The following is a 21,164-nucleotide window of genomic DNA, read 5'->3' as shown; positions in this document are numbered from 1 at the left end:
GACTTAAAAAATTGTCAATGCAGGCGATGCTTACTTTCGCTGCCATTAATTTAAAGAAGATGGCCAATTGGACATGGAGAGGTCCAAAAATGGCCTAACATGTGGGCTCGTAGAGCCGCAATCTCTTACTTTAGGCGAAAATTCAAAGGGAATTTCAAAAGGGGTTCGGAATTTTTTAATTCCGAACCCCTTTTGTCTACAAACTGAGCCCTCCATATGGAGAGCCTTTTAACCGACAAGCAGGCGATTTGTACAATGTTCCAGGGATTCATCCCTAATGAAGGTAAATAAATCGTGATCGATAAAAGGAATGATTCCTTCTGCAATATTCCATGCATTGACCTCTATTTGATAAAGGATTTCTGATTTTCCTGTACGGTGCAGCTCCTCACTAAGCACAGCAAGATCGGGGTCTAATGCGTGCCCCATCTCATGTGTGAGAATCACCCATGTATACTCCTCAAGCCTTGCAAGCGAGCCTAGGGAGCGTTCACACTGAATTTCAATATCTCTCTCATATAAAGTGATGCGATGACCTATGGCAGAATATTTTCCCCCAACACATCGTTTACCAGGAAACTCCTTTTCGATGATTAACTCCAAAGAAGAATCATGGCGGCTTACAAACTCATTCCTATTCAATGACTTCACTCTCTTTATCTATAGTTTAAGACCCATTATATTTCGGGGATGATCAAATCATTCATATTTTGGCGCAATACGGGGCTGGATAGACGAATCACTTGATTTTCACTAAAGTGCTCCATTATATATCGGTGGCATGTAAAAAATAAGATTTGCCGCTTTTCCGAAACTTTTTTCAATAACTCAAGCATCCTTTTTGTCCTTTCCGCATCAAAATTGACGAAACTATCATCAATGATGAGAGGGAATGAATCATTTTCAAAAGTATGATCAGCAAGTGCGAGCCTTAAGGAAACATAAATTTGCTCAGCTGTCCCGCGGCTGACCTCTTCAACCCTGAAACTCAAACCATCACTGCGCTGTACCAAAATCCCTTCTCCCGACTGATCAAGAATGATTTTCCGATAGTTTCCATTCGTTAAAAAGGAAAAATGCCGCTCGGCATCAGCGATCACCTTCGGCAGGCGCTCCCTTTTATATCGGTCCAATGTTTTATTCAATAAGCTTTTGGCTATTGCCAATTTCGCCCATTCCTTCGCCTCTTCGTTAAAAGCAGCTTTTTCTTCATGAAAACGATGAAGTAAATCATCATAAATCCCTGAAACCTCAAGCTGTTTTATCTTATGCTTCGCATCCGACCGCTTCTCTAACAAAAGGGATTTCACCTTTACGGAATCCTTCCGTTTCTGTTCTAAATTCTCAAATGTATAAGTAGTGATCCCCTGTTTTAAATAAGATTGGATTTGATCAGGCAGCATTCTGGATTGCCCAATTTGAATGGTAATCAAATCAAGCTGCTTTTGTAAGGTGAATTTCTTTTCGGACAATGCAGCGACATGCCTGAATTCTTCCTCGTCCTTGACCTTCGCTAACTTAAAAAGCATTTCCATTTCTGCATCAAGATAGCCATTTTCCATCGTCAGCTGCTCGATTTCGTTCGTCAAACGACTTCTTTCCTGCATCCATTGCGTTAACTGAACGGAGAATTCAACCGCTTTATTCAACTCCCGTTTCAATTGGCCAATCGCTTCCCTCCATGTGGATGTTTCAAAATCAAGGCTATTTGCAAAATGAAATAAAGCCTTTGATTTACCCTCAAATTCTGCCTGGAGAAAATCATGCCTCTTGATTGTTTCATATTTCCTATCAACGGCTTCCTTCCATTTCTCAAGAAGTTCAAATACAGATTCAAGATTAATTTCCATTCCAGGATAAGACAGACCCCAACCGCTTAAGATCTTCCTCAATTCTTTATCCAACCGGTCCCTGCTAGCTTCCCAATCGGCATACTCCTGAATCGTCGATTCAAACGCTTCTTCCCTTTCTTCATATTTGAAACTTTCACTTTCAAAGCGCCTTTGGAGACGTTGGTCCAGTTCAAGCAGCCTCCCCATCGACTCTCCTTCACTCCCTTTATTGGTTTCACTCCCAATTGCAGCCCTTTTCCTTTTCATCTCATCCAATTGCCTGATATACCCGGACGATATATCATCACCTTTAAAGAGATATCTGGAAACCGCAAACAGAACAGCTACGGCTAGAAGTATCACCCCCAACAAAATCTGTTCACTGAAATAACTTCCTATTGCACCTAAACATAGTAGCACTATTAAACTGCCATTCATGATATGTGAACGTTTGTGATTATCCGCTTCCTTCTTCCTCTGTAATCCCAATTGCTTTTCAAGTTCAAGTATTTGTTCATCAAGAATAAGGGATTGTGCTGCTTCAAATTCGATGTTATTCTGCTTGTTGTATAAGGACTCCAGCTCGATTCTTTTTTCATCTGGCAGTAACTGGGCCTTAATCTCCTTCAAACGGGCTTCTGTCGTTTCCAGACTTCCCTTTTGCAGTTCATATTTCTCATCGAGCTGTTTTTTATCATTTTGGAGCTGATGCTTTTCCCTTTCGGCCCTTTTCACCTTTTCCTTCATGAATGTACTGATATCCAGTTTTCTTATTTCCTCATCAGAAACATCCAAAAATAATTCCTGCTTCACCTTTTCGATATTCTTTTCTTCCAACAGCGTTTCGTGTTCCGCTTTTCTAATATCCAGCTCGAGCTTCTCCAACAATGTTCCTTGATCGATTGCATGTTCAATTTGCTCTTTATGCTCCTTGATGAATGGATTGATTTTGATTTCCGTGAGTTTCCCCTCTAGTTTGTTCATTTTCTCAGTCAATGCAGCAAGTTGGGCTTTCATGGGGATTCCAACTGCCTGTAGCTGTTCAAGTCTTTTTAAGCCATCAACAGGAAAATTCACATCCGGAATTTTACTTATTTCAGCCTCTAGTTCCCCCTGTTCTTCAACCAAGGGTTTAATTCGCAAAAAAGCACTTACGTTAACAAGATTTTCTTCAATCTCTTGAATATCCACCGTGACTTTAGAGAGCTCCGCCTTAAGTTTTGCTTCTTCCTGAAGTAATGCCGTATATGACTGCTGTTCTTCTTCAGATGCTTTCACCTTTTTCTGCAATTCCTTAAGTTCTTTCATTTTCACATTCAGTAAAGGTTTTTGGCCTGATGGCTTGAACCTTGAATCGAGCTCTTTTTGCAATTTCGTTTCGGCTTCAAGAAGTTTATCATTCCCGATCAGCCCGGCTGAAAGCAGATATTTACTCATCGTACCTTCACTTAGTGTATGTAATCCCTGCAGACCTTGAAGGTCGAAAGAAAAAATGGCTTGGTAATAGTTTTTATCAACGCCATGAAGAATCTCATTCAATTCTTCCTCGCCGCCGACCCTTCCATCCTCGAAGGTCAATTTCACATCACCAGTAGCTTTTCCCTTCACACGTTCAATAACGATTTCCCCGTCTTTTTTTGTTATGAGGCTGAGCCTTCCCCCATATTTGGCATGCATTTTGGGCTCGTAACGCGGTTCGATTTGAACCTTTGTCGGAAAACCAAACAGCATACTATGAATGAAAGACATGAGGGTTGACTTGCCCGATTCATTTTCCCCAAAGAAAATCTGCAGCTGTCCCAATTCAGGAAAACGCTGATTTTCCAGTTTGCCGTAACCATAAACATGGAGGTCTTTAATAATCAATTCCGTTGCTCCTCCCTACACTCATTTATTCGCTTCAAAAACGTGCAAAAGCCATCTTTCCGCTTCATCCAACAGTTCCCTCTGCTCATCCGGCTCTATTGAATCAAGAAACCTTCTTGCTCCGTGATGAATGTATAGCGGGGCAAGAGCAGCCTCCGTATCATCAAATTCAGAAGCAAGCCTGGATACCTCAGCCAGAAATGGCGATATACTTTCATTTGACCTATTCATAGGAATGGACTGGATGAGTTTGATTTTATACACCCAGACAAAAGATTCCCCTTGGTCCCCTTCCTGCAAAATCCGGGTCAATTCTTCAAGATATTCCCCGGAAGCTCCTGCTGCATCACCTGCATCCAGCTTCAACTCCAAAAGAAAGCTTCTCCCATCGAAACCCTTCTGTTCAATTACTTCCTTGCATTGCTTGAACAGGGCATCAAATCCACCTTCTGCAGATAATTCAATTGTTTCGCTTTCCCATATCACCTCAGAGGTTTCAATAAAAGAATGGCGCTTCATGTCCCCATCGAATTCTATAAGCATGCACCCTTTGACGCCTGACTCCTTTCTGTTCCTGCCTTGAATATTTCCTGGATATATCACAAGCGGATCTTCCGAAACAACCTGATGTTTATGAATATGGCCTAATGCCCAGTAATCGAAATCTTTGGCAGCAAGTTCCTTCAATGAAAAAGGGGCGTACGGGCTATGTTCGGAATTGCCTTCCAAATTCCCATGAAGCAGACCTATATGATAATCGGCCCCTTCAGCTTTTATGTAGGTTTCGATCATTCTCTCCCTTACTTGACGGCGCGGATAACTGAATCCATAAAGGTGGACAGTCGTCCCATCGATTTTTTCAAATCGTTTCATTTCGGTTTGCCCTGAAAATACGTGGACATTATCCGGCAGCCCCACAGTAATCCATGAGCCGCTAAGGTTATCATGGTTACCATGAATGATATAGGCAGGGATTTGATGTTGCTGGAGTTTTTCCATCTCGGTCCGAAAGCGGACCTGTGTTCGGAGACTCCGATTTTCCCCATCAAATAGATCCCCCGATAACACGATAAAGTCAACCTGACGGGTAATTGCCTCATTAATGATAGTTTGAAAAGCTTTAAACGGGCTTTCCCTTAATTCCTTTAATATAGATGACGGCATATCCTTCAACCCTGAAAAGGGACTATCCAGATGGAGATCTGCCGCATGAATGAACTTCACACCGCTCAAAAGTGTCACCTCGATTTCTTTCAATATTTCATATTCAATTTTAACATGGGCAGAACATACTTTCCCATACATTATTATTTTAATACGTCATCATGCAGTATGGGCAAATTCAACAGGAAAAAGACCGAATGGCGAACATTGTTTCATTCACGGCATTCGGTCTTTTTCATCAATTAAAGATATCCATACTTAAATAGCGTTCACCATTATCCGGTGCAATGCATAATACTCGTTTTCCGCTTCCAAGACGACGGGCTTCCTGCAGGGCAGTCCAGACAGAGGCACCTCCTGAAGGCCCAATCAATATCCCTTCCTTCGAAGCCATATCCTTCATGGTGGAAATCGCATCTTCATCTGCCGCTTGAACGATTTCATCAAATACCTCTGTATTTAAGATGGTAGGGATAAAACCAGGGCTCGTACCCACTAACTTGTGGGGACCAGGCTTTCCTCCGGAAAGAACTGGGGAACCCTTAGGCTCGACAACGACAACCCTTAAATCCGGCAGATGTTCTTTCAAGGCTTCACCTGTACCGGTTATCGTTCCTCCCGTTCCGGCAGTAGCGACAAAAACATCCAGGTCTCCATCCATCTGATCCAGAATCTCGACTGCTGTCGTCACTCTGTGAATATCAGGATTGGCTTGGTTTTCGAATTGCTGCGGAATAAAGCTATTAGGAATCTCTGCTGCGAGCTCCTCGGCTTTACGAATGGCTCCCGGCATCCGCTCTGATGCAGGGGTGAGGACAACTTCCGCTCCGTATGCCTTTAATATATTGATTCTTTCTTTCGACATATTATCCGGCATGACCATAATCGCCCGATATCCCTTAGCCGCGGCATTCATGGCAAGCCCAATACCTGTATTCCCTGATGTTGGTTCTATGATCGTAGCCCCGGCTTGAATGATACCATCCAATTCTGCCTGCCTAATTAAATTGAAGGCAGCCCGATCTTTTACACTGCGGCTCGGATTGAAATACTCAAGTTTCACGAATACCTCAGCGTCATCCTCCGCTGTTAAATGATTAATCCTAACAACAGGTGTATCTCCTATCAATTCAGTGATATTATTAACGATTTTTACCGTCATCCACAAAAACCCCCTTCGATCCATACACTTCCAACATGCACTTTCACTCAAGTTTATTATATCATTTATGATTTTTCATTTTAAAGAGAGAATTCCTCTAGTATAAATAGGTTTTGTTTTCATTCTTTCCAAGCTTAAAGGAAAAAAACGAGAAGTTAGTTCGATATAGTTACTTTTTCAAGATATTCAGCTATGTATCAATATTCCTTGTCTTAATAGAGTCACTCACATAACAATAGTCAAAATTGACAGAAAATGATAAAATTTTAATAACAGTTGATAACATTTTTGATAAGGGAGTTTTTGAAAATGAGCAGAATATACAAATTAACAGTTTTTGAACCGTCAGGGGAAAAACTATTGGATGAATCATTTACAGCCGAGAATGATGAACAAGCAAAAGAATTGGGACAAAATCTATTGAAGGAAAAAAACTATCAAGATCAAACACATCGCTGTACATCGCCTTCAGGCGCTTTATTGCTTTTTCATCGCTGATTGAAAATGGAAGCGCAATCACTAAAAATATGATCAACTTTTCCATACTTTCCTTATATAAAAAAAGGCCGTCACTGGAAAGTGACGGCCTTTCTTATTCATTTTCCAATGAAGTTCGGTTTCCTTTTTTCCACGAACGCTTTTATTCCCTCTTGGTGATCCGCTGTTTGGCGCATTTTCATCTGAGCAGCTTTTTCAATCTCAAGCATCTTAATTAATAGCGGGCGATTTTTTTCACTAAGGATCTTTTTCGTTTTAATCATGGCCTGCACCGGACTTTGCAGCCAAGATTGCACTTTTTTCTCTACCGCATGTTCCAAGGTTCCGTCTGCCACTTCATGAATGAGGCCCTTTTCTTTGGCTTCAAGCGCTGTAAGCACTTTACCTTCCCAGATCAATTCTTTCGCACCCACTTCACCAAGACGGCGTTCAAGGAAGAAGTGTCCGCCGCCATCAGGGATTAATCCAATCCCGATGAAATTCATCGCAACCTTACTTTCCGAATCGGCAATAAGATGATCCGTTGCAAGAGCTATACTCAACCCTAGCCCTGCAGCTGCACCATGAATGGCACTGATGGTCAATTTAGGCATGAAGTATAGGGTGGTTACCAATTCACTGATTCCATCCATCAGCTCATCGAAAGCGTTTTCTTTTCCAGGCGAGAGCATCATCTTAATGTCACCACCAGCGGAAAACGCTTTCCCATTCCCTTTTAAAATGACGACGTCCACTTCATCATTCTCGCTCACTTCCTTCAGGGCATTAATGAAATCATGCAGCATTTTCGGATTTAGAGAATTCATTGCCTCTGGACGGTTCATTGCAACAGTGGCCGTCCTGTCCGAATATGTGACTAAGACCGTGCCTGCAGGTGATGTCGATTCAATACTCAATTTATTTCCTCCTCTTTCGTTCTATGAATCTATTATATATTCATCAACCATTTTCAGAATAGGGTGAAAAGTAATAATTAAACAAATATGCCATTATTTATTGATATATTTATCCTGAAGCTGATCACGCAATGCCCTTTTCAAAAACTTCCCAACGCCGGTTTTTGGGATTTCATCCAAAAAGACCACTTCATCCGGCAGCCACCATTTTGCAAACTGCGGTTTTAAAAATTCGATGATGTCTTCCTGGGACACTTGTCCCTTGCATGCCTCTTTCAAGACAACACAGGCGATCGGCCGTTCCTGCCACTTTTCGTGAGGCACTGCAATTACCGCCGCCTCAAAGATTCCTTCATGGGCCATTAAGGCATTCTCTATATCAACGGAAGATATCCATTCACCGCCGCTTTTAATCAAATCTTTAGTCCGGTCAACGATTTTCACGAATCCTTCTCCATCAAGCGTGACTACATCTCCTGTATAAAGCCAGCCATCTTTAAACGTATCCCCTGACCGCTCATCCTTAAAATACTCATTGGCAATCCAAGGACCCCTGATCAGCAATTCTCCCATTTCTTTTCCATCAGGCTTCACTTCGCCATCCTTACCGATCACTTTAATTTCTATCATTGGCGAAACAAGGCCCTGCTTGGCCTTCAACTCATAAAGTTCTTCTTCAGGGAGGTCTTCCTGATAGCTTTTGGGTTTCGATATAAATACGAGCGGGCTTGTTTCAGTCATTCCATATGCATGCAGGAATGGTATCCCATACTTTTGTTCAAAGGTTTTAATCATGCTTTTCGGAGCAGCCGACCCTCCGCATAAAACAGCACGAATACTGCTCGTATCATGGCTGCCTTCTTCCAGCTCCTTCAATAAGCCCAGCCATATCGTCGGAACCCCTGCTGCGATAGTAACCTTCTCCGTCTCTATAAGCTCCGCCAAAATCTTTGGGGTGAAATAGGGTCCTGGCAAAACCATCTTCGTTCCAAACCAAACACTGGCAAAAGGCATGCCCCAGGCATTCACGTGAAACATCGGCACGACAGGAAGGGCCACATCACGCTCACTTATTGCTGTAGAATCGGCAAGCCCCAGTGCAATCGCATGCAGTAAAATTCCGCGATGCGAATAAACCACACCTTTAGGGTTCCCGGTCGTGGCGGACGTATAACATATGCCGGCAGGTGCATTTTCATCCAAGGTTTGGATGAATGGCTGTTTCGGATTTCCTTCGGCTAATAATTTTTCATAATGATAAATAGGTGAAAGGGTCGTTTCAGGCAGCTCATCTTTATCCGTCATAATGATATACCCTTCCACTGTCGTTAACTCATCTTTAATTGCTTCCAAAAGGGGGATGACATCCGGATCTATCAATAATAATCGATCCTCCGCACTATTGACGATATAAGAAACATGTTGAGGGGACAAACGCATATTGATTGTATGTAAGACAGCACCATGACAAGGAATCGCAAAATAAGCTTCTAAATGCCGATGATGATTCCAGGCAAGCGTTCCAATACGGTCACCTGTTTGAATACCGAATTTTTCAAGATTACTGGTCAGCCTTCTTGTACGCTCTGCAATCTCAGCATATGTAAATGTGTGAATGCCACCATCCGTACGCGAAACTACCTCTTTCTTCGGAAAATATTTTTCAGCTCTCTCAATGATTTGAGTCATGATCAATGGAGTATCCATCATTACAATCTCCCCCTTATATTAAAAGCATGCTCATTATATATTCGACCAGAAAAAAAATAATCCTTTTTCCCTAGGTACCTTTTATATTATTTTGAATCTGTCTTTATTTTGATGATATTTTCATATCAGTTTGACGGCAAAAAGCAGATTCAGAAAGGAAGCAAATTTTTGAAATCAACTGGAATGTAATTTAAGAAAAAAATGTAGGATGGACTCATTCCGAAAAAATTTCAGATTAGGTTATTCTTCATGTTTTTTTCTGTAATCTTTAATGGATGGAAGAAATTTGCGACACTCCTGCCGAATTACTGGCTGGCCGAGACCCCAAAGACGCTTGCGTCAAGGAGGCTTGGCAGACAGTCGGCGGAAAGGGAGCGGATTTCTGAAATCAAGCAGAAACACTTATTAAGAGCGGAATCTGAAAAGTTTTTTTAAACCATCTAAATCTAGTGGTGCAGTTCCATGACAATTTTTTATGTTTCTTTCTAGAAAAAAGAGGAAATAGTAAAGATACAATTATATTTAGAGGGAGCTCATTTATGGTAAATAAAATAAACGAAGAACTAGAAGCTTATTGTGCGAGTGAATATTCAAAGCTATCACGGGTAATTGTTTGTGAACCTCATTATATGGAGATCAGGGAGATCATTAACGAAACACAAAAAGAGTTTCAAGAAGAAAATATCGATCAAGCACTCGCCTTGGAGCAGCACGCACAATTTACAAAGGCTCTAGAACATGAAGGGATTGAAGTCATAAAACTTCCGCCTCAAATTACATATCCGGAACAAGTCTTTACGAGAGATATCGGTTTCACTCTTGGCGAAACCGTTTACGTAGCTGAGTTGGCAACAGGTATCAGGCAGGGTGAAGAACAAATATTGAAATCCTGGCTCGAAACGAATGGTATTTCATATTTCAACCTCCTCAAAAATCATATTGAGGGCGGGGATGTCCTTATTGACGGAAAAACCATTTATATTGGAATCAGTGAAAGAACGGATGAAACATCCGTCAAGCATCTTCAATCCTTATTACCGGAATACGAGGTCATAGCGGTTCCTTTCATTGAAACATTCCTTCATTTAGACTGTGTTTTCAATATCATATCACCGACAGAGGCGCTTATTTTTCCAGAATCCTTTACAAAAAAAGAGATGGATTTATTAGCTTCACGTTATGACATGATTGAAGTGACGAAAGAAGAACAATTCACTTTAGGTACCAACGTGCTTTCGATTGGGAATAAAAAATTATTCAGTCTACCCTGTAATAAACAGGTAAATAGTCAGCTTCGTGAACGCGGATATGAAGTCATTGAAGTCGATATAAGCGAAATCATCAAGTCCGGTGGCTCTTTCCGTTGTTGCACCATGCCACTATTGAGGACAACAAAAAAGAAGACTGATTCAGCCTGAGCAGAATGGAAGAAACCGGACTTTTATGGAAGTCCGGTTTCTTTCACCTTATTGTTGTCAAACATTAATTTTCAATGGAATTTGCGACCACCCCTTAAAAAGGCTGGCTGCATTATTAACTCTTATGATAGTCGGGCACATGAGAGTTCAAAAAATGCTTGTCCGGAAGTTTTTGAAAGCAAGGATCTCCTCTATACATCAATTAAGCAGTCTTAATATAATTTCAGAATCCTTTCTATTTAACTGTACATACTGGCTATGTTCGTCCTTCGTCAATTCTACAATATTTTCATCCGTATTAACCCAGGCATAATATACGGAAATTTCACCTTCGTTTTTCTGATCATTAAAATAAAAGATGAAGTCCGCCTTAGGATGATCCTTCTCCAGCGCGAATTCTTCCCAATCGGCATTCTTTATTATTTCTTTGGTTTTTTCTGTTTTCCCCAATTCTATCTTTTCTTTATATGCTTCGAATTTGTAGTGTTTACCTTCATATTTTTGAACGGAAATATGTTCTTGCTTTGTTGTGCAACCTGAAGCCAACGTTATTGCTATTAAGCAAAGTCCTACCAGGGGCGCTTTCCTTTTCATTACATGTCATCTCCTCATACCCAAATGGATTAATTATCCAATAGCTATCATTATACTAGTCCTCGCAAAAGAGTAATAGGATTGTTTGTCGATTTAGTAGTAAAAAACCCTCAAGTTTATAACTTGAGGGTTTTTTAACCTTTATCCCTTGGGCATATGTCTTGCATTCAACCAAACCATACAGAAAATAGTTCCTCGTTGATGCCGAGATTGTACATATAATAGATTCCGAAAAGCGTGCTTATCACACCTGTCAATCGGATGAGTGAGTGATTGACTTTTTTGGAGGAAGAGCTTGTGACAAAGGGGATGCTTAAAATCGTAGTGAACAGAAGCATGCCCATACAAGTACCTACACCAAATATGATAATGTAGATTGCCCCCTGCCACGCTGCATCTATCGTACTTAAAGTAAGAAGGACCATTGCAGCACTGCCTGCAAGTCCGTGGACAATTCCCACTAACATCGATTTCAGATATGTAGCCCGGCCTGTATGGTCATGCCGCTTCGTTTGCTTCCAAGAAAAAATCGTCGTGATACCTAAATATACCAGCATGATTCCCACAAGAAATTCCAATGACATTGCCCAAGCTTCCGGAATTTCGTTTTTCAAAAGGATTAGGATGACACCGAACACTAAAAGAGTAAGTGTATGACCGATTCCCCAAAATACGCCTGCAAGTGAAGATTTCCATATTTTCTTGCTTTGGCTCGCAATCGTAGAAACGGCAATGATATGATCGGGTTCCAGAGCATGCTTGACGCCTAATACAAATCCAATCGCTAAAACAAGCAATAAACTCATTTCCATAAAACACCGCCTTTCCCTTTACTAATATTTACGATAAAAAATCGGATCCGCCAGAAGGATCCTCCTTCGGAAGAGATCCTCACAAACTGAAAATACCTTTTCTATATGTTGAGTTTGATTTGCCAATACCCGCAGCATCAGACCACGTATTGGCAGCCGGGAAAAACCTATTCTAACATTGCTTCCTAACGGGGAAAGCATTTCATCGAGTTCAGTAATGAATTCCCCATCCACCTCTTGACTTATCAATAATAGCGAGCCAAAATGACTATATCCTTCCAATAATAGTACAGAGTCCATCTCGTCTGAAGGATTCAGAAACAAGTGGTCCATCAATAGCCTTTTACCATCTTGAAACACGTTCGTTTTGGAGCGGATCCAATCATATGTGAATGCCCCCTTACTCTCTGACCATCCTGGTGTAAATATATCAGTAATGAACAATCCCGCTCCGCTTTCCATATGTATCGTCGTATCTTGGATATATCGAGCAGATTCATAGGCAATTACGGGGTCCTGCACATAGGTAAGGAAACTTTCCTTTTTCAGTACTAACTCGGTTTTCTGCACTGCCGGCTCATCCATCGTCTTGTATATCTTTGTCGCAGACTGCGTCGTCAATGTTATTGTTGCCCCTTCCTCCAAACAAAAAAGCTGATGGTACTTGTCACCACCTACATAGCCTCCTCCAACATGAATGAGAAAATAGGTAGGTGAAAGTTCATCAAAAAACACAGGACGGGACAATTTGAATGCCCCGTCATAATAAGTATCACTCACTATCGTTCGAGCATTTTTCAGTTCCGCCTTTAAGCGAATGCTGCCTGTCCAACTCACTGCTCAAGACCCACTAGAAACGCCTCTGACTTTATCCAGTTCACGACATCAGTCAAACCCTTTTCTTCTTTTAAGTTAGTAAAAAAGAAAGGTTTATCCCCTCGGGTCGTTAATGTATCCCTCTCCATCACTTCCAGGCTTGCTCCTACATACGGGGCCAAGTCCGTTTTATTAATGATGAATAAATCCGATTTAATCATTCCCTGGCCACCTTTCCGGGGGATTTTCTCCCCTTGCGCGACATCAATGATATAGATTGAAAAGTCAACGAGTTCAGGGCTGAAGGTCGCCGCTAAATTATCACCGCCGCTCTCCACAAAAATCAAATCCAGTTCCGGATGGAGTTCCATCAACTCATCAATGGCTGCAAAATTCATCGAGGCGTCCTCACGTATCGCTGTATGTGGACAGCCGCCAGTTTCCACACCAATGATCCGATTTTCAGGAAGTACGCCATTTTTCATTAAAAACAGCGCATCTTCTTTGGTATATATATCATTCGTTACAACTGCCATGCTGAAGTCATTTTCCATTACCCGTGTCAACTTCTCGACAAGCATTGTTTTTCCGGCACCAACTGGGCCGCCTACTCCTATTTTGACTACTTGTTTCATCTATTATCGATTTACCTCTTTAAGGCAAACCTTTCACCTCTTTTCTGGTTAACTCATAAATAGTCTTACATGTAAATTCTCATGCCTCATTTGGGCGATTTCCAATCCCGGCAGTGTCCGTCCGAGTTCATCCTCCGGAAGTCCTTTAATGAATGCTACGGCTGTCTGGATGACCTCATGTGACCATAATAACAAGGATTGTCCAGCTGTCTGACCCAAAGGGATTCCTCTTACTGCATTTTGGATAAGCGAGGACACAGCTGCATACAAACAGGCATGAATGGCCATTTCTACGGTAAGGTTCAGTTTGGTACACACAAGCGCAAATACAATGGCCGGATGTCCATAGCATTGTTTTCCTTGGATTTTCTTCAAGTATGCCAATAACTCTTCGGATGGATATAAGTTCGAGCATAGTTTAGCCATCTGCTGTCCAATTCTTTTCGAGGCTTCCCTGGATTCCCGGGCGGAACATGCGGCATAAAGCAACTCATCCAGATCCCATATTTTTTCAACCCTTTGACTACTTACGAATTCATATGCAAGCCGGCACCCCAGTCCATCTGTATAGGTTAACGATTTAGAAATGTATACCTTCAAAAACGCCTTTAAAGAAGTTGCATCATGTACCTTCCCTTCTTGGATGTAAGTCTCCATCCCGAATGAATGGGAGAACGAACCAGAAGGAAAATTGGAATCACAAAGCTGGATCAACGGAAACAAACGTTCAATCATGTGAATGTCCGATATGACGGAATGCCTGCTTCACCTTCCTCTTTTCACGACGAAACGGTATATCAAGTTCCATTAAAAGCTCTTCCACCAGGTAATCATATTGAACAAGCATTTCATCCCCATCAAACTGGGCAGGTAAGTGGCGATTTCCCAATTGATGCGCAATATCGCCCATCTGCCCTAGAGTTGTAGGCAAGATCGTCAAAATATCGTCATCTATCGTATGGATCACGATCATATTATTCTCATCCATATAAAGGATGTCGCCATCCATCAAATCCTTGTTTTCTTTAAGGCGTATCCCAATTTCATTTCCATGATCCGTTTTAACCCTTAGTATCCGTTTTCTTAATGCATCGCTTTCCAGATAAATCTTTTCCATATGTTTCGCTTTTTTTTCAATAGACTCTATATTTCCCAATACTTTTTCAACTATCATTTCATCACCTCAGAATAAAAAGTATCGTTGCGCCATCGGCAGGATTTCCGCTGGCTCACACGTAATTAAATCACCATCCACCGTCACTTCATATGTTTGCGGATCAACTTCTATGACGGGGGTCTCCCCGTTTAACTTCAAATCTTTTTTTGTAAGATTGCGAATATTCGAGACAGTCTTCACTATTTTTTTCAAACCCAGGTCATCATGAATTCCCGCTTCATATGACGCTTTTGATAGGAACGTAATCGACGTACTCTCAACGGCCTTTCCAAAACTCGCAAACATCGGGCGGTATAACACCGGTTGAGGAGTTGGAATCGAAGCATTCGGATCGCCCATCATACTGTGCGCGATCATGCCTCCTTTTAGAATCATGTCCGGTTTAACCCCGAAAAAGGCAGGATCCCATAGCACCAAGTCAGCGAATTTCCCTTCTTCCACAGATCCGACGACATCAGAAATCCCATGTGTAATTGCAGGATTTATCGTATATTTGGCAATATAACGCTTAACGCGAAAATTGTCCCCTGCCCCTGTATCCTCCAGCATTTTGCCACGCTGCTTTTTCATCTTATCGGCCGTCTGCCATGTTCGCAGAATAACTTCTCCTACACGCCCCATCGCTTGGGAATCGGAGCTGATCATGCTAAAGACGCCCAGGTCATGAAGAATGTCTTCAGCTGCAATGGTCTCTTTTCTTATTCGGGAATCAGCAAAAGCGATATCTTCCGGAACGGATGGATCCAAATGATGGCATACCATCAGCATATCCAAATGCTCTTCCAACGTATTGATGGTGTATGGACGGGTAGGGTTCGTCGAGGACGGGAGAATATTCGGATAACTAGCCGCCTTGATGATATCAGGGGCATGCCCCCCGCCCGCTCCTTCGGTATGATATGTATGAATGACACGGCCGTCTATCGCTCTGATCGTATCCTCGACGAAACCACCTTCATTAAGCGTGTCGGAATGAATCGCCACTTGAACATCGTATTCGTCAGCCACCATTAAACTAGTATCGATGGCTGCAGCCGTCGTACCCCAATCTTCATGTAACTTCAGCCCGATGGCACCAGCCTCTATTTGCTCAGCAAGCGGTTCTTTGGCAGAGGAATTGCCTTTACCCAAAAAACCGAGATTCATGGGGAAATGATCTGCTGCTTCGAGCATTTTATGTATATTCCAAGCTCCCGGAGTACACGTCGTGGCGTTCGTTCCCGTTGCAGGTCCGGTTCCCCCACCGATCATTGTCGTGATCCCGCTTGACAGTGCAGTCTCTATTTGCTGCGGGGCAATGAAATGGATGTGAGCATCAATACCACCAGCTGTAACGATCTTTCCTTCAGCTGCAATTATTTCAGTAGCTGCTCCTATCACCATTGTCACCCCATCCATCAATAGGGGATTTCCCGCTTTTCCTATTGCTGCAATATTTCCATCCTTCACGCCAACGTCCGCTTTATAAATGCCTGTATAATCGATGATGATCGCGTTGGTGAAAACAAGATCCATCACCTCATCTCTTGAAGCGGTTGGGTGTTGCCCCATACCATCACGGATCACTTTACCACCGCCAAATTTCACTTCATCCCCATACTTTGTAAAATCCTTTTCCACTTCTATGAAAAGCTCGGTATCTGCCAATCTAATTAAATCCCCTGTTGTGGGACCAAACATGTCGGCATATTGCTTACGTGACATTTCACGACTCATATTTTCACTCCTTATCAAGCGGACCATTCGTTTTATTACTTAATCCATAAACTTCCCTCTTGCCGCTGAATGGGACCAGTTCGATTTCCTTCGCATCGCCCGGCTCAAAACGGACAGCTGTACCAGCAGGAATGTTAAGTCTTTTCCCAAAAGCATTCTCACGAATGAACTCCAGTCCAAGATTCACTTCATAAAAGTGAAAGTGTGAGCCAATCTGTATCGGACGGTCTCCCCTGTTGATGACCGTTATGACCGTTGAGATCTTTCCCTCGTTACATACGACCGGTTCTTTTTTCAAGATATATTCACCTGGTATCATGGCCTCCTCCTCCTTACTGAATCGGATTATGAACAGTCACAAGCTTTGTACCGTCCGGAAACGTTGCCTCAACTTGAATATCATGAATAATCTCAGGAATTCCATCCATAACATCTTCACTTGAAAGAATAGTCCTGCCAAATTGCATCAGTTCCGATACTGATTTCCCATCTCTGGCCCCTTCGACTATTTCATAGGTAATCAAGGCAATGGATTCCGGATAGTTCAATTTCAAGCCGCGATCTTTTCTCCTTCTTGCCAAATCTGCCGCCACTACAACCATTAACTTTTCCTGTTCCCTTGCTGTTAAACGCATACCCTCTCTCCTTTTGCCAAACTATCCCGCCAATCAATTCCAAGTATCCCCATTAAATCGGGTGCACTCTTCCCTCACTATAAATGCATATACTTACTTTAATCACCGACATCTTGTTTCTCTTTCCGTACTTAACTTTACATTTTAACGTAAGATTACCTAACATTATTTTAATTATATTAAACTATCTGACAATTACAACCCTTAAAATGAAATAAATTGTAAATTGATAAGCCTTCCCCTTTTGAAAAGACTTATCTAAAATTTGATAATATTGAAATATACTTGCTATAATTTTCATGAGTAGCGGTAAGTAATACAAGATTGAAAGGGGAATGTAAAATGAATTATGTTAAAAATCAACTGACAGCCATGCGCAGCAATCTTTTAAAAGAAATTGAGGGAATCAATCCAGAGTTCATGGATGTACAGCCTGAAGGTTTTAATAATACAATCCATTGGCACATTGGACATGTACTTTCTGCAGCGGAGAAATTTTTATTGAACTCCAGCAGCAATTTGCCAGAGAATTACGGGCAGCTATTCGGATATGGTTCAAAACCTGCCGACTGGACCGGAGATGTACCTACCGTTGAAGTATTAAAGCAACAGTTGCATGAACAACTTGATCGACTTCTTGAAATTCCGGAAGAACGATTGACCGAAAAAACAGCACAGCCTTTCAACGGAATGGAAACAGTGGGAGAATTCATTAATTTTGTAGTCTTGCACGAAACCAATCATATAGGCCAAATTCACGCAATGAAATTATTCATAGAATCCAATAATAACTAAGAGTAAGTAACTGTCACCCTGTTTTTCTTGAAGTGGGAGTGGCAGTTCTTTTATTTAGGACGAAAAATTACAGTTTTGGTGCTTTTGCACGTACGTTTGGAGCATATGCTCGTGAGTTTTTAGCTTTTACTCATAAAATTCTAGCGTTACTCGGTAATTCGGAGCTTTAATTCGTGAATTCGGAGCGTTACTCGTGAGTTTCGATCTTTTACTCGTGAGTTTAGTGCAAATACTCGTGAATTTTATGCTTTTACTCGTAAATTCGAGCGTTACTCGTGAATTTCGATCTTTTACTCGTGAGTTTAGTGCAAATACTCGTGAGTTTTTAGCTTTTACTCGTGAATTTGGTGCAAATACTCGTGAATTCGAGCGTTACTCGTGAATTTCGATCTTTTACTCGTGAATTTGGTGCAAATACTCGTGAATAAAATTAAAAAAAGCCCCCGCTTTTTATAGCGTGGGCTTTCGTCTGTTCACCCGTAAAGCTGAGTAAACGCCTCTCAAGTCATCTGGTCCTGGTTATCCATATAATCACTGTATGCTTTTTCCGCTGAGGCTTCCGAAGTGAACAAAGCATCATCATCCTCGATCGCATGAAATGTATCATTCAGGAACAAGGCAACTGCATTGGGATCTTTAGGGTGCGGAACAATTTCCGCTGCCCTGATATTCGAAACTGTAGGGACATGGGGATTATTATAAATCACAAACACCTCGTCACCGACCTGCACTTCTTTTGCATTGATTACACCCATTGAATTCTTCCTTTCCATTACTGATTTTCCTTTAGTTTATGGAAAGAAACTTATAATTATTTATGAAAGATGACAGACCTCGCAAGCGGCGTTATCTGAATGGGGCCCCTTCAACAGAAGGAACCCCGCCATTCACTTAAGCATATTCATTTTTTGTAAAAATTCGATCGGATGCTGTTTCCGGAAAAACTCTCTAAGCATATAGGCAACACCATCTTGATCATTGGAGCGCGTCACCCATTTTGCCACTTTCCGTACTTCCTCATCCGCATTGCCCATGGCAACTCCCAGACCAGAACCGGCAATCATCTCCATATCATCCAATCCATCGCCAATCGAGACGATCTCCGTTCTTTTCACCTTTAAATGGTCCGCTAAATACAATACACCACTCCATTTAGATACACCCTTCGGAACGATTGTCAGTTTATGTCCTGGGTGTAAGACTGCATCTACCTCAGGGAACATTTCCTTTATCAATTTCAACATATCATTTCGAGCATTTTTTTCCGGAAATATAATGTCCATCTTCGTCGGGGCCATCGGCTGATCAATAAGCTCTTCACTGATATCATCCACATAATTTTGAGCATAAATATTTTGGTCATTCAAATACATAACCGATTTACCAAGCAAATTCTCCGGGAGGTTCACCCGATTGCCCAGCGAGTATTTTTCATGAATGAGCAATATTTGGCACGTGGTCTTTTCAAGCATTTGCACGAGCTCTGCAGTCAGTTCTTCTGATATTCTTTTTACCATTATCGGCTTTTCCATGGAAGCTCCGACAAAGGCTCCTTGCTGAGCAACGATCATCGGATTTATTTTGAGGGCTTTGGCCACTTTTTTTGCTGAGTGATAGTTTCTTGACGTCACAAGTGCAACATGGACACCTTTTTGGTGAACATAATCTATTGCTTCTTTAGTCGATTTATTTAAACGGCCATTCGACTGGAGCAATGTCCCGTCGATATTGACCGCAAGTAGTCGATATACCATGCTGATCTCTCCCATCTGTTGTATCCTCTTTCAAAATTTATGACTAAAATTTCGAGAATAGAACAAATAGTGGTTCCCGACCCTTGTACTTGTGTTTTCAGGGAACAAAAAAACCCCCAACCATTAAAGTAGGGAGTCTCCAACTGCTTATTGCTGTTGCTCAGGCAAGCCATATAAATCTTCAAGCGGCTTCATGATAATTTTATTGAGGTCTGCGATGACCATGCTCATCCGTTGTTCAGCTTCCATCAATTGTGAAATGGTTGGGTTTTGTTGGACAAGCTGTACCGTCTTTTGTGCTTGCTCAACCTCTTCCGGTGCAATCTCCTGTCCCATCATTTGCTTTTGCTGCAATGACATTTGCAGATTACGGAAGTTTTCAAACATTCCTTTTGTTGCTTCATCAGAATTCACAAGATCATATAAGCGTTGCAAATCGGCATATTCATTACTTGCCCTAATCGCCTTTTCCATTTCATACGCTGCATCATATACGTTACTCATTTATTTCCCCTCCCGGTAATCATTGTATTCCTACACCTTTTCCACTATAACAAATCCGATTGAGAATTACACGTCATCCTATTAAAACAGTTACGAAACCTTGAAATAAACCGATGATTCCACCAAGCAAAGCCCCAATGCATGTGATCATCGACAATTCCTTAGTGATGGAAACGACCATTTCCTCTAGACGGAACACCGAAAAGGACGAAACCTGTTCTTCCACAATATCGCCAAATGCAGTTTTTGGAATAGCGGCTGGAAATGATTGATTACGTAATCGGCAACTTTTTCCACTAAAATCGGAACGCCCTTTCCACGATAATGTCCGAGAAATCGGGAGTCAATTCTAATCCATTGTTTTATCGTTTCTCTCCCGATCATTCCCTCGATTTTCTCTATATCCCATTTCTCGAGATTTCCCCACTCTTTCACCAACATCACTGACAATATATCAATCGTTCTCGATTGTTCAAAAAATTTAATGATTTCCGGCTGAATCTTATCAATTAACTTTTCGTTTCCAATGAACAGCTGAATTAAATTGATCAGCTTGCCCCGTTCCTTGAAAAAATCATCCAACATGTCTTCAAGATGGTGTTTGCCTTCCGCACTATAAAAATATTCTTTTCCCTTTTTCACGATGAAATGTGACAAATCAGGAATCGAGTCGAGGGCTTTTTGCTGAAGGTGCGGGGGGATGATATCTTTCAAGCTCTTGCTCATGTTCTCTTCCGACCATATTTCATATTTACCGAGAATGAATGTTTGTAACCGCTGTTCTAGCGTAAATGAAGAATTCTTCATTCCCAATTGATCAAGCAATTGAGCAGTACTTTTTTGTGTGGACAATGCTTTCTTTACTTCTGCCTGGACGAAAATTTTCATATTCTGTATAGAGGCATCATTGATGACTTTACTTTGAATGCTCCCTGGTGTGATTAAATGATCGACCACCAATTTGCCTAATTGTTTAGCTAACTCATCCTGCCGCTTCGGAATCAACCCTGGTGCTTCCCAAAAATATGGATTGGCTTATACGGTCTGAATAGCATTCTGATAGCCAATAAATTAGTGAAGCCACCTATTACTGCAACAACGACGACCATAAACAGTATGTTTACCCAAAACTCACCCATGAAATTACTTCTTTTATTGCTTGAAATAAAGGCTTGATGAC

General features: G+C 41.6%; 25 protein-coding genes. 5 read left to right on the top strand and 20 right to left on the bottom strand.

Going from position 1 to position 21,164, the window contains the following annotated elements; genetic code table 11:
* Positions 1-228 precede the first annotated feature (228 nt).
* The 4 genes from AC3WLU_RS08750 to cysK form a co-directional block, all read right to left on the bottom strand.
* Positions 229-642: a hypothetical protein gene (locus AC3WLU_RS08750; protein ID WP_034314717.1), complete on the bottom strand. Its 414-nt coding sequence runs from the start codon at positions 640-642 to the stop codon at positions 229-231.
* Positions 643-677: 35 nt separating this feature from the next.
* Complete coding sequence (locus AC3WLU_RS08745; protein WP_413004650.1) at positions 678-3,698, bottom strand: ATP-binding protein; 3,021 nt, start codon at positions 3,696-3,698, stop codon at positions 678-680.
* Between the two features lie 21 nt (positions 3,699-3,719).
* Entirely contained in the window at positions 3,720-4,922 is a 1,203-nt protein-coding gene (locus AC3WLU_RS08740; RefSeq protein WP_413004655.1) for a metallophosphoesterase family protein, read from the bottom strand.
* A 178-nt stretch (positions 4,923-5,100) separates the two neighbouring features.
* Positions 5,101-6,024: a cysteine synthase A gene (gene cysK / locus AC3WLU_RS08735; RefSeq protein WP_278088784.1), complete on the bottom strand. Its 924-nt coding sequence runs from the start codon at positions 6,022-6,024 to the stop codon at positions 5,101-5,103.
* Between the two features lie 309 nt (positions 6,025-6,333).
* Here cysK and AC3WLU_RS08730 point away from each other — a divergent pair, with 309 nt between their 5' ends.
* On the top strand, positions 6,334-6,522 hold the full coding sequence (locus AC3WLU_RS08730) for a YhzD family protein (protein ID WP_048677954.1): 189 nt from the start codon (positions 6,334-6,336) through the stop codon (positions 6,520-6,522).
* A gap of 98 nt (positions 6,523-6,620) precedes the next feature.
* On the opposite strand, the gene AC3WLU_RS08725 is transcribed toward AC3WLU_RS08730, so the two are convergent.
* Positions 6,621-7,418: an enoyl-CoA hydratase gene (locus AC3WLU_RS08725; RefSeq protein ID WP_034314728.1), complete on the bottom strand. Its 798-nt coding sequence runs from the start codon at positions 7,416-7,418 to the stop codon at positions 6,621-6,623.
* Between the two features lie 93 nt (positions 7,419-7,511).
* On the bottom strand, positions 7,512-9,128 hold the full coding sequence (locus AC3WLU_RS08720; RefSeq protein WP_063577118.1) for a long-chain fatty acid--CoA ligase: 1,617 nt from the start codon (positions 9,126-9,128) through the stop codon (positions 7,512-7,514).
* 249 nt (positions 9,129-9,377) lie between these two features.
* On the opposite strand from AC3WLU_RS08720, the gene AC3WLU_RS08715 reads away from it, so the two are divergent.
* Positions 9,378-9,563: a hypothetical protein gene (locus tag AC3WLU_RS08715; RefSeq protein WP_492597128.1), complete on the top strand. Its 186-nt coding sequence runs from the start codon at positions 9,378-9,380 to the stop codon at positions 9,561-9,563.
* A 104-nt stretch (positions 9,564-9,667) separates the two neighbouring features.
* A complete protein-coding gene (locus AC3WLU_RS08710) occupies positions 9,668-10,546 on the top strand; it encodes a dimethylarginine dimethylaminohydrolase family protein (RefSeq protein WP_191929090.1) in 879 nt (292 codons plus the stop codon).
* A 198-nt stretch (positions 10,547-10,744) separates the two neighbouring features.
* On the opposite strand, the gene AC3WLU_RS08705 is transcribed toward AC3WLU_RS08710, so the two are convergent.
* From AC3WLU_RS08705 to AC3WLU_RS08665, 9 genes are all read right to left on the bottom strand, one after another.
* Positions 10,745-11,140 (bottom strand): hypothetical protein, encoded by a 396-nt coding sequence (locus tag AC3WLU_RS08705; RefSeq protein WP_369315911.1) that lies wholly within the window; start codon positions 11,138-11,140, stop codon positions 10,745-10,747.
* 167 nt (positions 11,141-11,307) lie between these two features.
* Entirely contained in the window at positions 11,308-11,952 is a 645-nt protein-coding gene (locus AC3WLU_RS08700; protein ID WP_492597127.1) for a HoxN/HupN/NixA family nickel/cobalt transporter, read from the bottom strand.
* Between the two features lie 21 nt (positions 11,953-11,973).
* A complete protein-coding gene (locus AC3WLU_RS08695) occupies positions 11,974-12,789 on the bottom strand; it encodes an urease accessory protein UreD (protein WP_492597126.1) in 816 nt (271 codons plus the stop codon).
* Positions 12,786-13,403: an urease accessory protein UreG gene (gene ureG / locus AC3WLU_RS08690; RefSeq protein ID WP_191929087.1), complete on the bottom strand. Its 618-nt coding sequence runs from the start codon at positions 13,401-13,403 to the stop codon at positions 12,786-12,788. The genes AC3WLU_RS08695 and ureG overlap by 4 nt, the downstream gene beginning before the upstream one ends.
* A gap of 48 nt (positions 13,404-13,451) precedes the next feature.
* On the bottom strand, positions 13,452-14,138 hold the full coding sequence (locus AC3WLU_RS08685; RefSeq protein WP_176526321.1) for an urease accessory protein UreF: 687 nt from the start codon (positions 14,136-14,138) through the stop codon (positions 13,452-13,454).
* Positions 14,131-14,577, bottom strand: coding sequence for an urease accessory protein UreE (gene ureE, locus AC3WLU_RS08680; RefSeq protein WP_400450610.1), 447 nt, complete (start codon positions 14,575-14,577; stop codon positions 14,131-14,133). Before ureE ends, AC3WLU_RS08685 begins: the two co-directional genes overlap by 8 nt.
* A 9-nt stretch (positions 14,578-14,586) precedes the next feature.
* On the bottom strand, positions 14,587-16,296 hold the full coding sequence (gene ureC / locus AC3WLU_RS08675; protein WP_492597125.1) for an urease subunit alpha: 1,710 nt from the start codon (positions 16,294-16,296) through the stop codon (positions 14,587-14,589).
* 4 nt (positions 16,297-16,300) lie between these two features.
* Entirely contained in the window at positions 16,301-16,615 is a 315-nt protein-coding gene (locus AC3WLU_RS08670; RefSeq protein WP_063577125.1) for an urease subunit beta, read from the bottom strand.
* Positions 16,616-16,628: 13 nt separating this feature from the next.
* Positions 16,629-16,931, bottom strand: a complete 303-nt coding sequence (locus AC3WLU_RS08665; RefSeq protein ID WP_048687392.1) for an urease subunit gamma — start codon at positions 16,929-16,931, stop codon at positions 16,629-16,631.
* 342 nt (positions 16,932-17,273) lie between these two features.
* Between AC3WLU_RS08665 and AC3WLU_RS08660 the strand changes: the two genes are divergently transcribed.
* On the top strand, positions 17,274-17,726 hold the full coding sequence (locus tag AC3WLU_RS08660; protein WP_034314737.1) for a DinB family protein: 453 nt from the start codon (positions 17,274-17,276) through the stop codon (positions 17,724-17,726).
* 193 nt (positions 17,727-17,919) lie between these two features.
* Positions 17,920-18,108: a hypothetical protein gene (locus AC3WLU_RS08655; RefSeq protein ID WP_492597124.1), complete on the top strand. Its 189-nt coding sequence runs from the start codon at positions 17,920-17,922 to the stop codon at positions 18,106-18,108.
* A gap of 118 nt (positions 18,109-18,226) precedes the next feature.
* Here the strand turns inward: AC3WLU_RS08655 and AC3WLU_RS08650 are convergent, their stop codons facing one another.
* The 5 genes from AC3WLU_RS08650 to AC3WLU_RS08630 all read right to left on the bottom strand — a co-directional run bounded on the left by AC3WLU_RS08650 (position 18,227) and on the right by AC3WLU_RS08630 (position 20,989).
* A complete protein-coding gene (locus AC3WLU_RS08650; RefSeq protein ID WP_492597123.1) occupies positions 18,227-18,499 on the bottom strand; it encodes a transcriptional regulator SplA domain-containing protein in 273 nt (90 codons plus the stop codon).
* A gap of 114 nt (positions 18,500-18,613) precedes the next feature.
* Complete coding sequence (locus tag AC3WLU_RS08645; RefSeq protein WP_057275891.1) at positions 18,614-19,480, bottom strand: Cof-type HAD-IIB family hydrolase; 867 nt, start codon at positions 19,478-19,480, stop codon at positions 18,614-18,616.
* A 147-nt stretch (positions 19,481-19,627) separates the two neighbouring features.
* Complete coding sequence (locus AC3WLU_RS08640) at positions 19,628-19,984, bottom strand: YlbF/YmcA family competence regulator (RefSeq protein ID WP_034314741.1); 357 nt, start codon at positions 19,982-19,984, stop codon at positions 19,628-19,630.
* Positions 19,985-20,057: 73 nt separating this feature from the next.
* Positions 20,058-20,183, bottom strand: a complete 126-nt coding sequence (locus AC3WLU_RS08635) for a hypothetical protein (protein ID WP_492597122.1) — start codon at positions 20,181-20,183, stop codon at positions 20,058-20,060.
* Complete coding sequence (locus tag AC3WLU_RS08630) at positions 20,171-20,989, bottom strand: DUF445 family protein (protein WP_492597121.1); 819 nt, start codon at positions 20,987-20,989, stop codon at positions 20,171-20,173. Before AC3WLU_RS08630 ends, AC3WLU_RS08635 begins: the two co-directional genes overlap by 13 nt.
* Positions 20,990-21,164 lie beyond the last annotated feature (175 nt).

The sequence above is a fragment of the Peribacillus sp. FW305-BF15 genome, from assembly GCF_058783805.1.
The sequence above is the reverse complement of the archived record's forward strand: the minus strand, read 5'-3'. Positions and strand labels throughout refer to the sequence as shown.

Excerpts from the sequence above, each read along its gene's own strand:
- AC3WLU_RS08685 (WP_176526321.1), bottom strand. The coding sequence starts at position 14,138 with ATGATTGAACGTTTGTTTCCGTTGATCCAGCTTTGTGATTCCAATTTT.
- AC3WLU_RS08715 (WP_492597128.1), top strand. The coding sequence starts at position 9,378 with ATGTTTTTTTCTGTAATCTTTAATGGATGGAAGAAATTTGCGACACTC.
- AC3WLU_RS08640 (WP_034314741.1), bottom strand. The coding sequence starts at position 19,984 with ATGAGTAACGTATATGATGCAGCGTATGAAATGGAAAAGGCGATTAGG.
- AC3WLU_RS08705 (WP_369315911.1), bottom strand. The coding sequence starts at position 11,140 with ATGAAAAGGAAAGCGCCCCTGGTAGGACTTTGCTTAATAGCAATAACG.
- ureC (WP_492597125.1), bottom strand. The coding sequence starts at position 16,296 with ATGAGTCGTGAAATGTCACGTAAGCAATATGCCGACATGTTTGGTCCC.
- AC3WLU_RS08665 (WP_048687392.1), bottom strand. The coding sequence starts at position 16,931 with ATGCGTTTAACAGCAAGGGAACAGGAAAAGTTAATGGTTGTAGTGGCG.
- AC3WLU_RS08730 (WP_048677954.1), top strand. The coding sequence starts at position 6,334 with ATGAGCAGAATATACAAATTAACAGTTTTTGAACCGTCAGGGGAAAAA.
- AC3WLU_RS08700 (WP_492597127.1), bottom strand. The coding sequence starts at position 11,952 with ATGGAAATGAGTTTATTGCTTGTTTTAGCGATTGGATTTGTATTAGGC.
- AC3WLU_RS08650 (WP_492597123.1), bottom strand. The coding sequence starts at position 18,499 with ATGGAAAGGAAGAATTCAATGGGTGTAATCAATGCAAAAGAAGTGCAG.
- AC3WLU_RS08645 (WP_057275891.1), bottom strand. The coding sequence starts at position 19,480 with ATGGTATATCGACTACTTGCGGTCAATATCGACGGGACATTGCTCCAG.
- AC3WLU_RS08670 (WP_063577125.1), bottom strand. The coding sequence starts at position 16,615 with ATGATACCAGGTGAATATATCTTGAAAAAAGAACCGGTCGTATGTAAC.
- AC3WLU_RS08720 (WP_063577118.1), bottom strand. The coding sequence starts at position 9,128 with ATGATGGATACTCCATTGATCATGACTCAAATCATTGAGAGAGCTGAA.
- ureG (WP_191929087.1), bottom strand. The coding sequence starts at position 13,403 with ATGAAACAAGTAGTCAAAATAGGAGTAGGCGGCCCAGTTGGTGCCGGA.
- AC3WLU_RS08710 (WP_191929090.1), top strand. The coding sequence starts at position 9,668 with ATGGTAAATAAAATAAACGAAGAACTAGAAGCTTATTGTGCGAGTGAA.
- ureE (WP_400450610.1), bottom strand. The coding sequence starts at position 14,577 with ATGATAGTTGAAAAAGTATTGGGAAATATAGAGTCTATTGAAAAAAAA.
- cysK (WP_278088784.1), bottom strand. The coding sequence starts at position 6,024 with ATGACGGTAAAAATCGTTAATAATATCACTGAATTGATAGGAGATACA.
- AC3WLU_RS08660 (WP_034314737.1), top strand. The coding sequence starts at position 17,274 with ATGAATTATGTTAAAAATCAACTGACAGCCATGCGCAGCAATCTTTTA.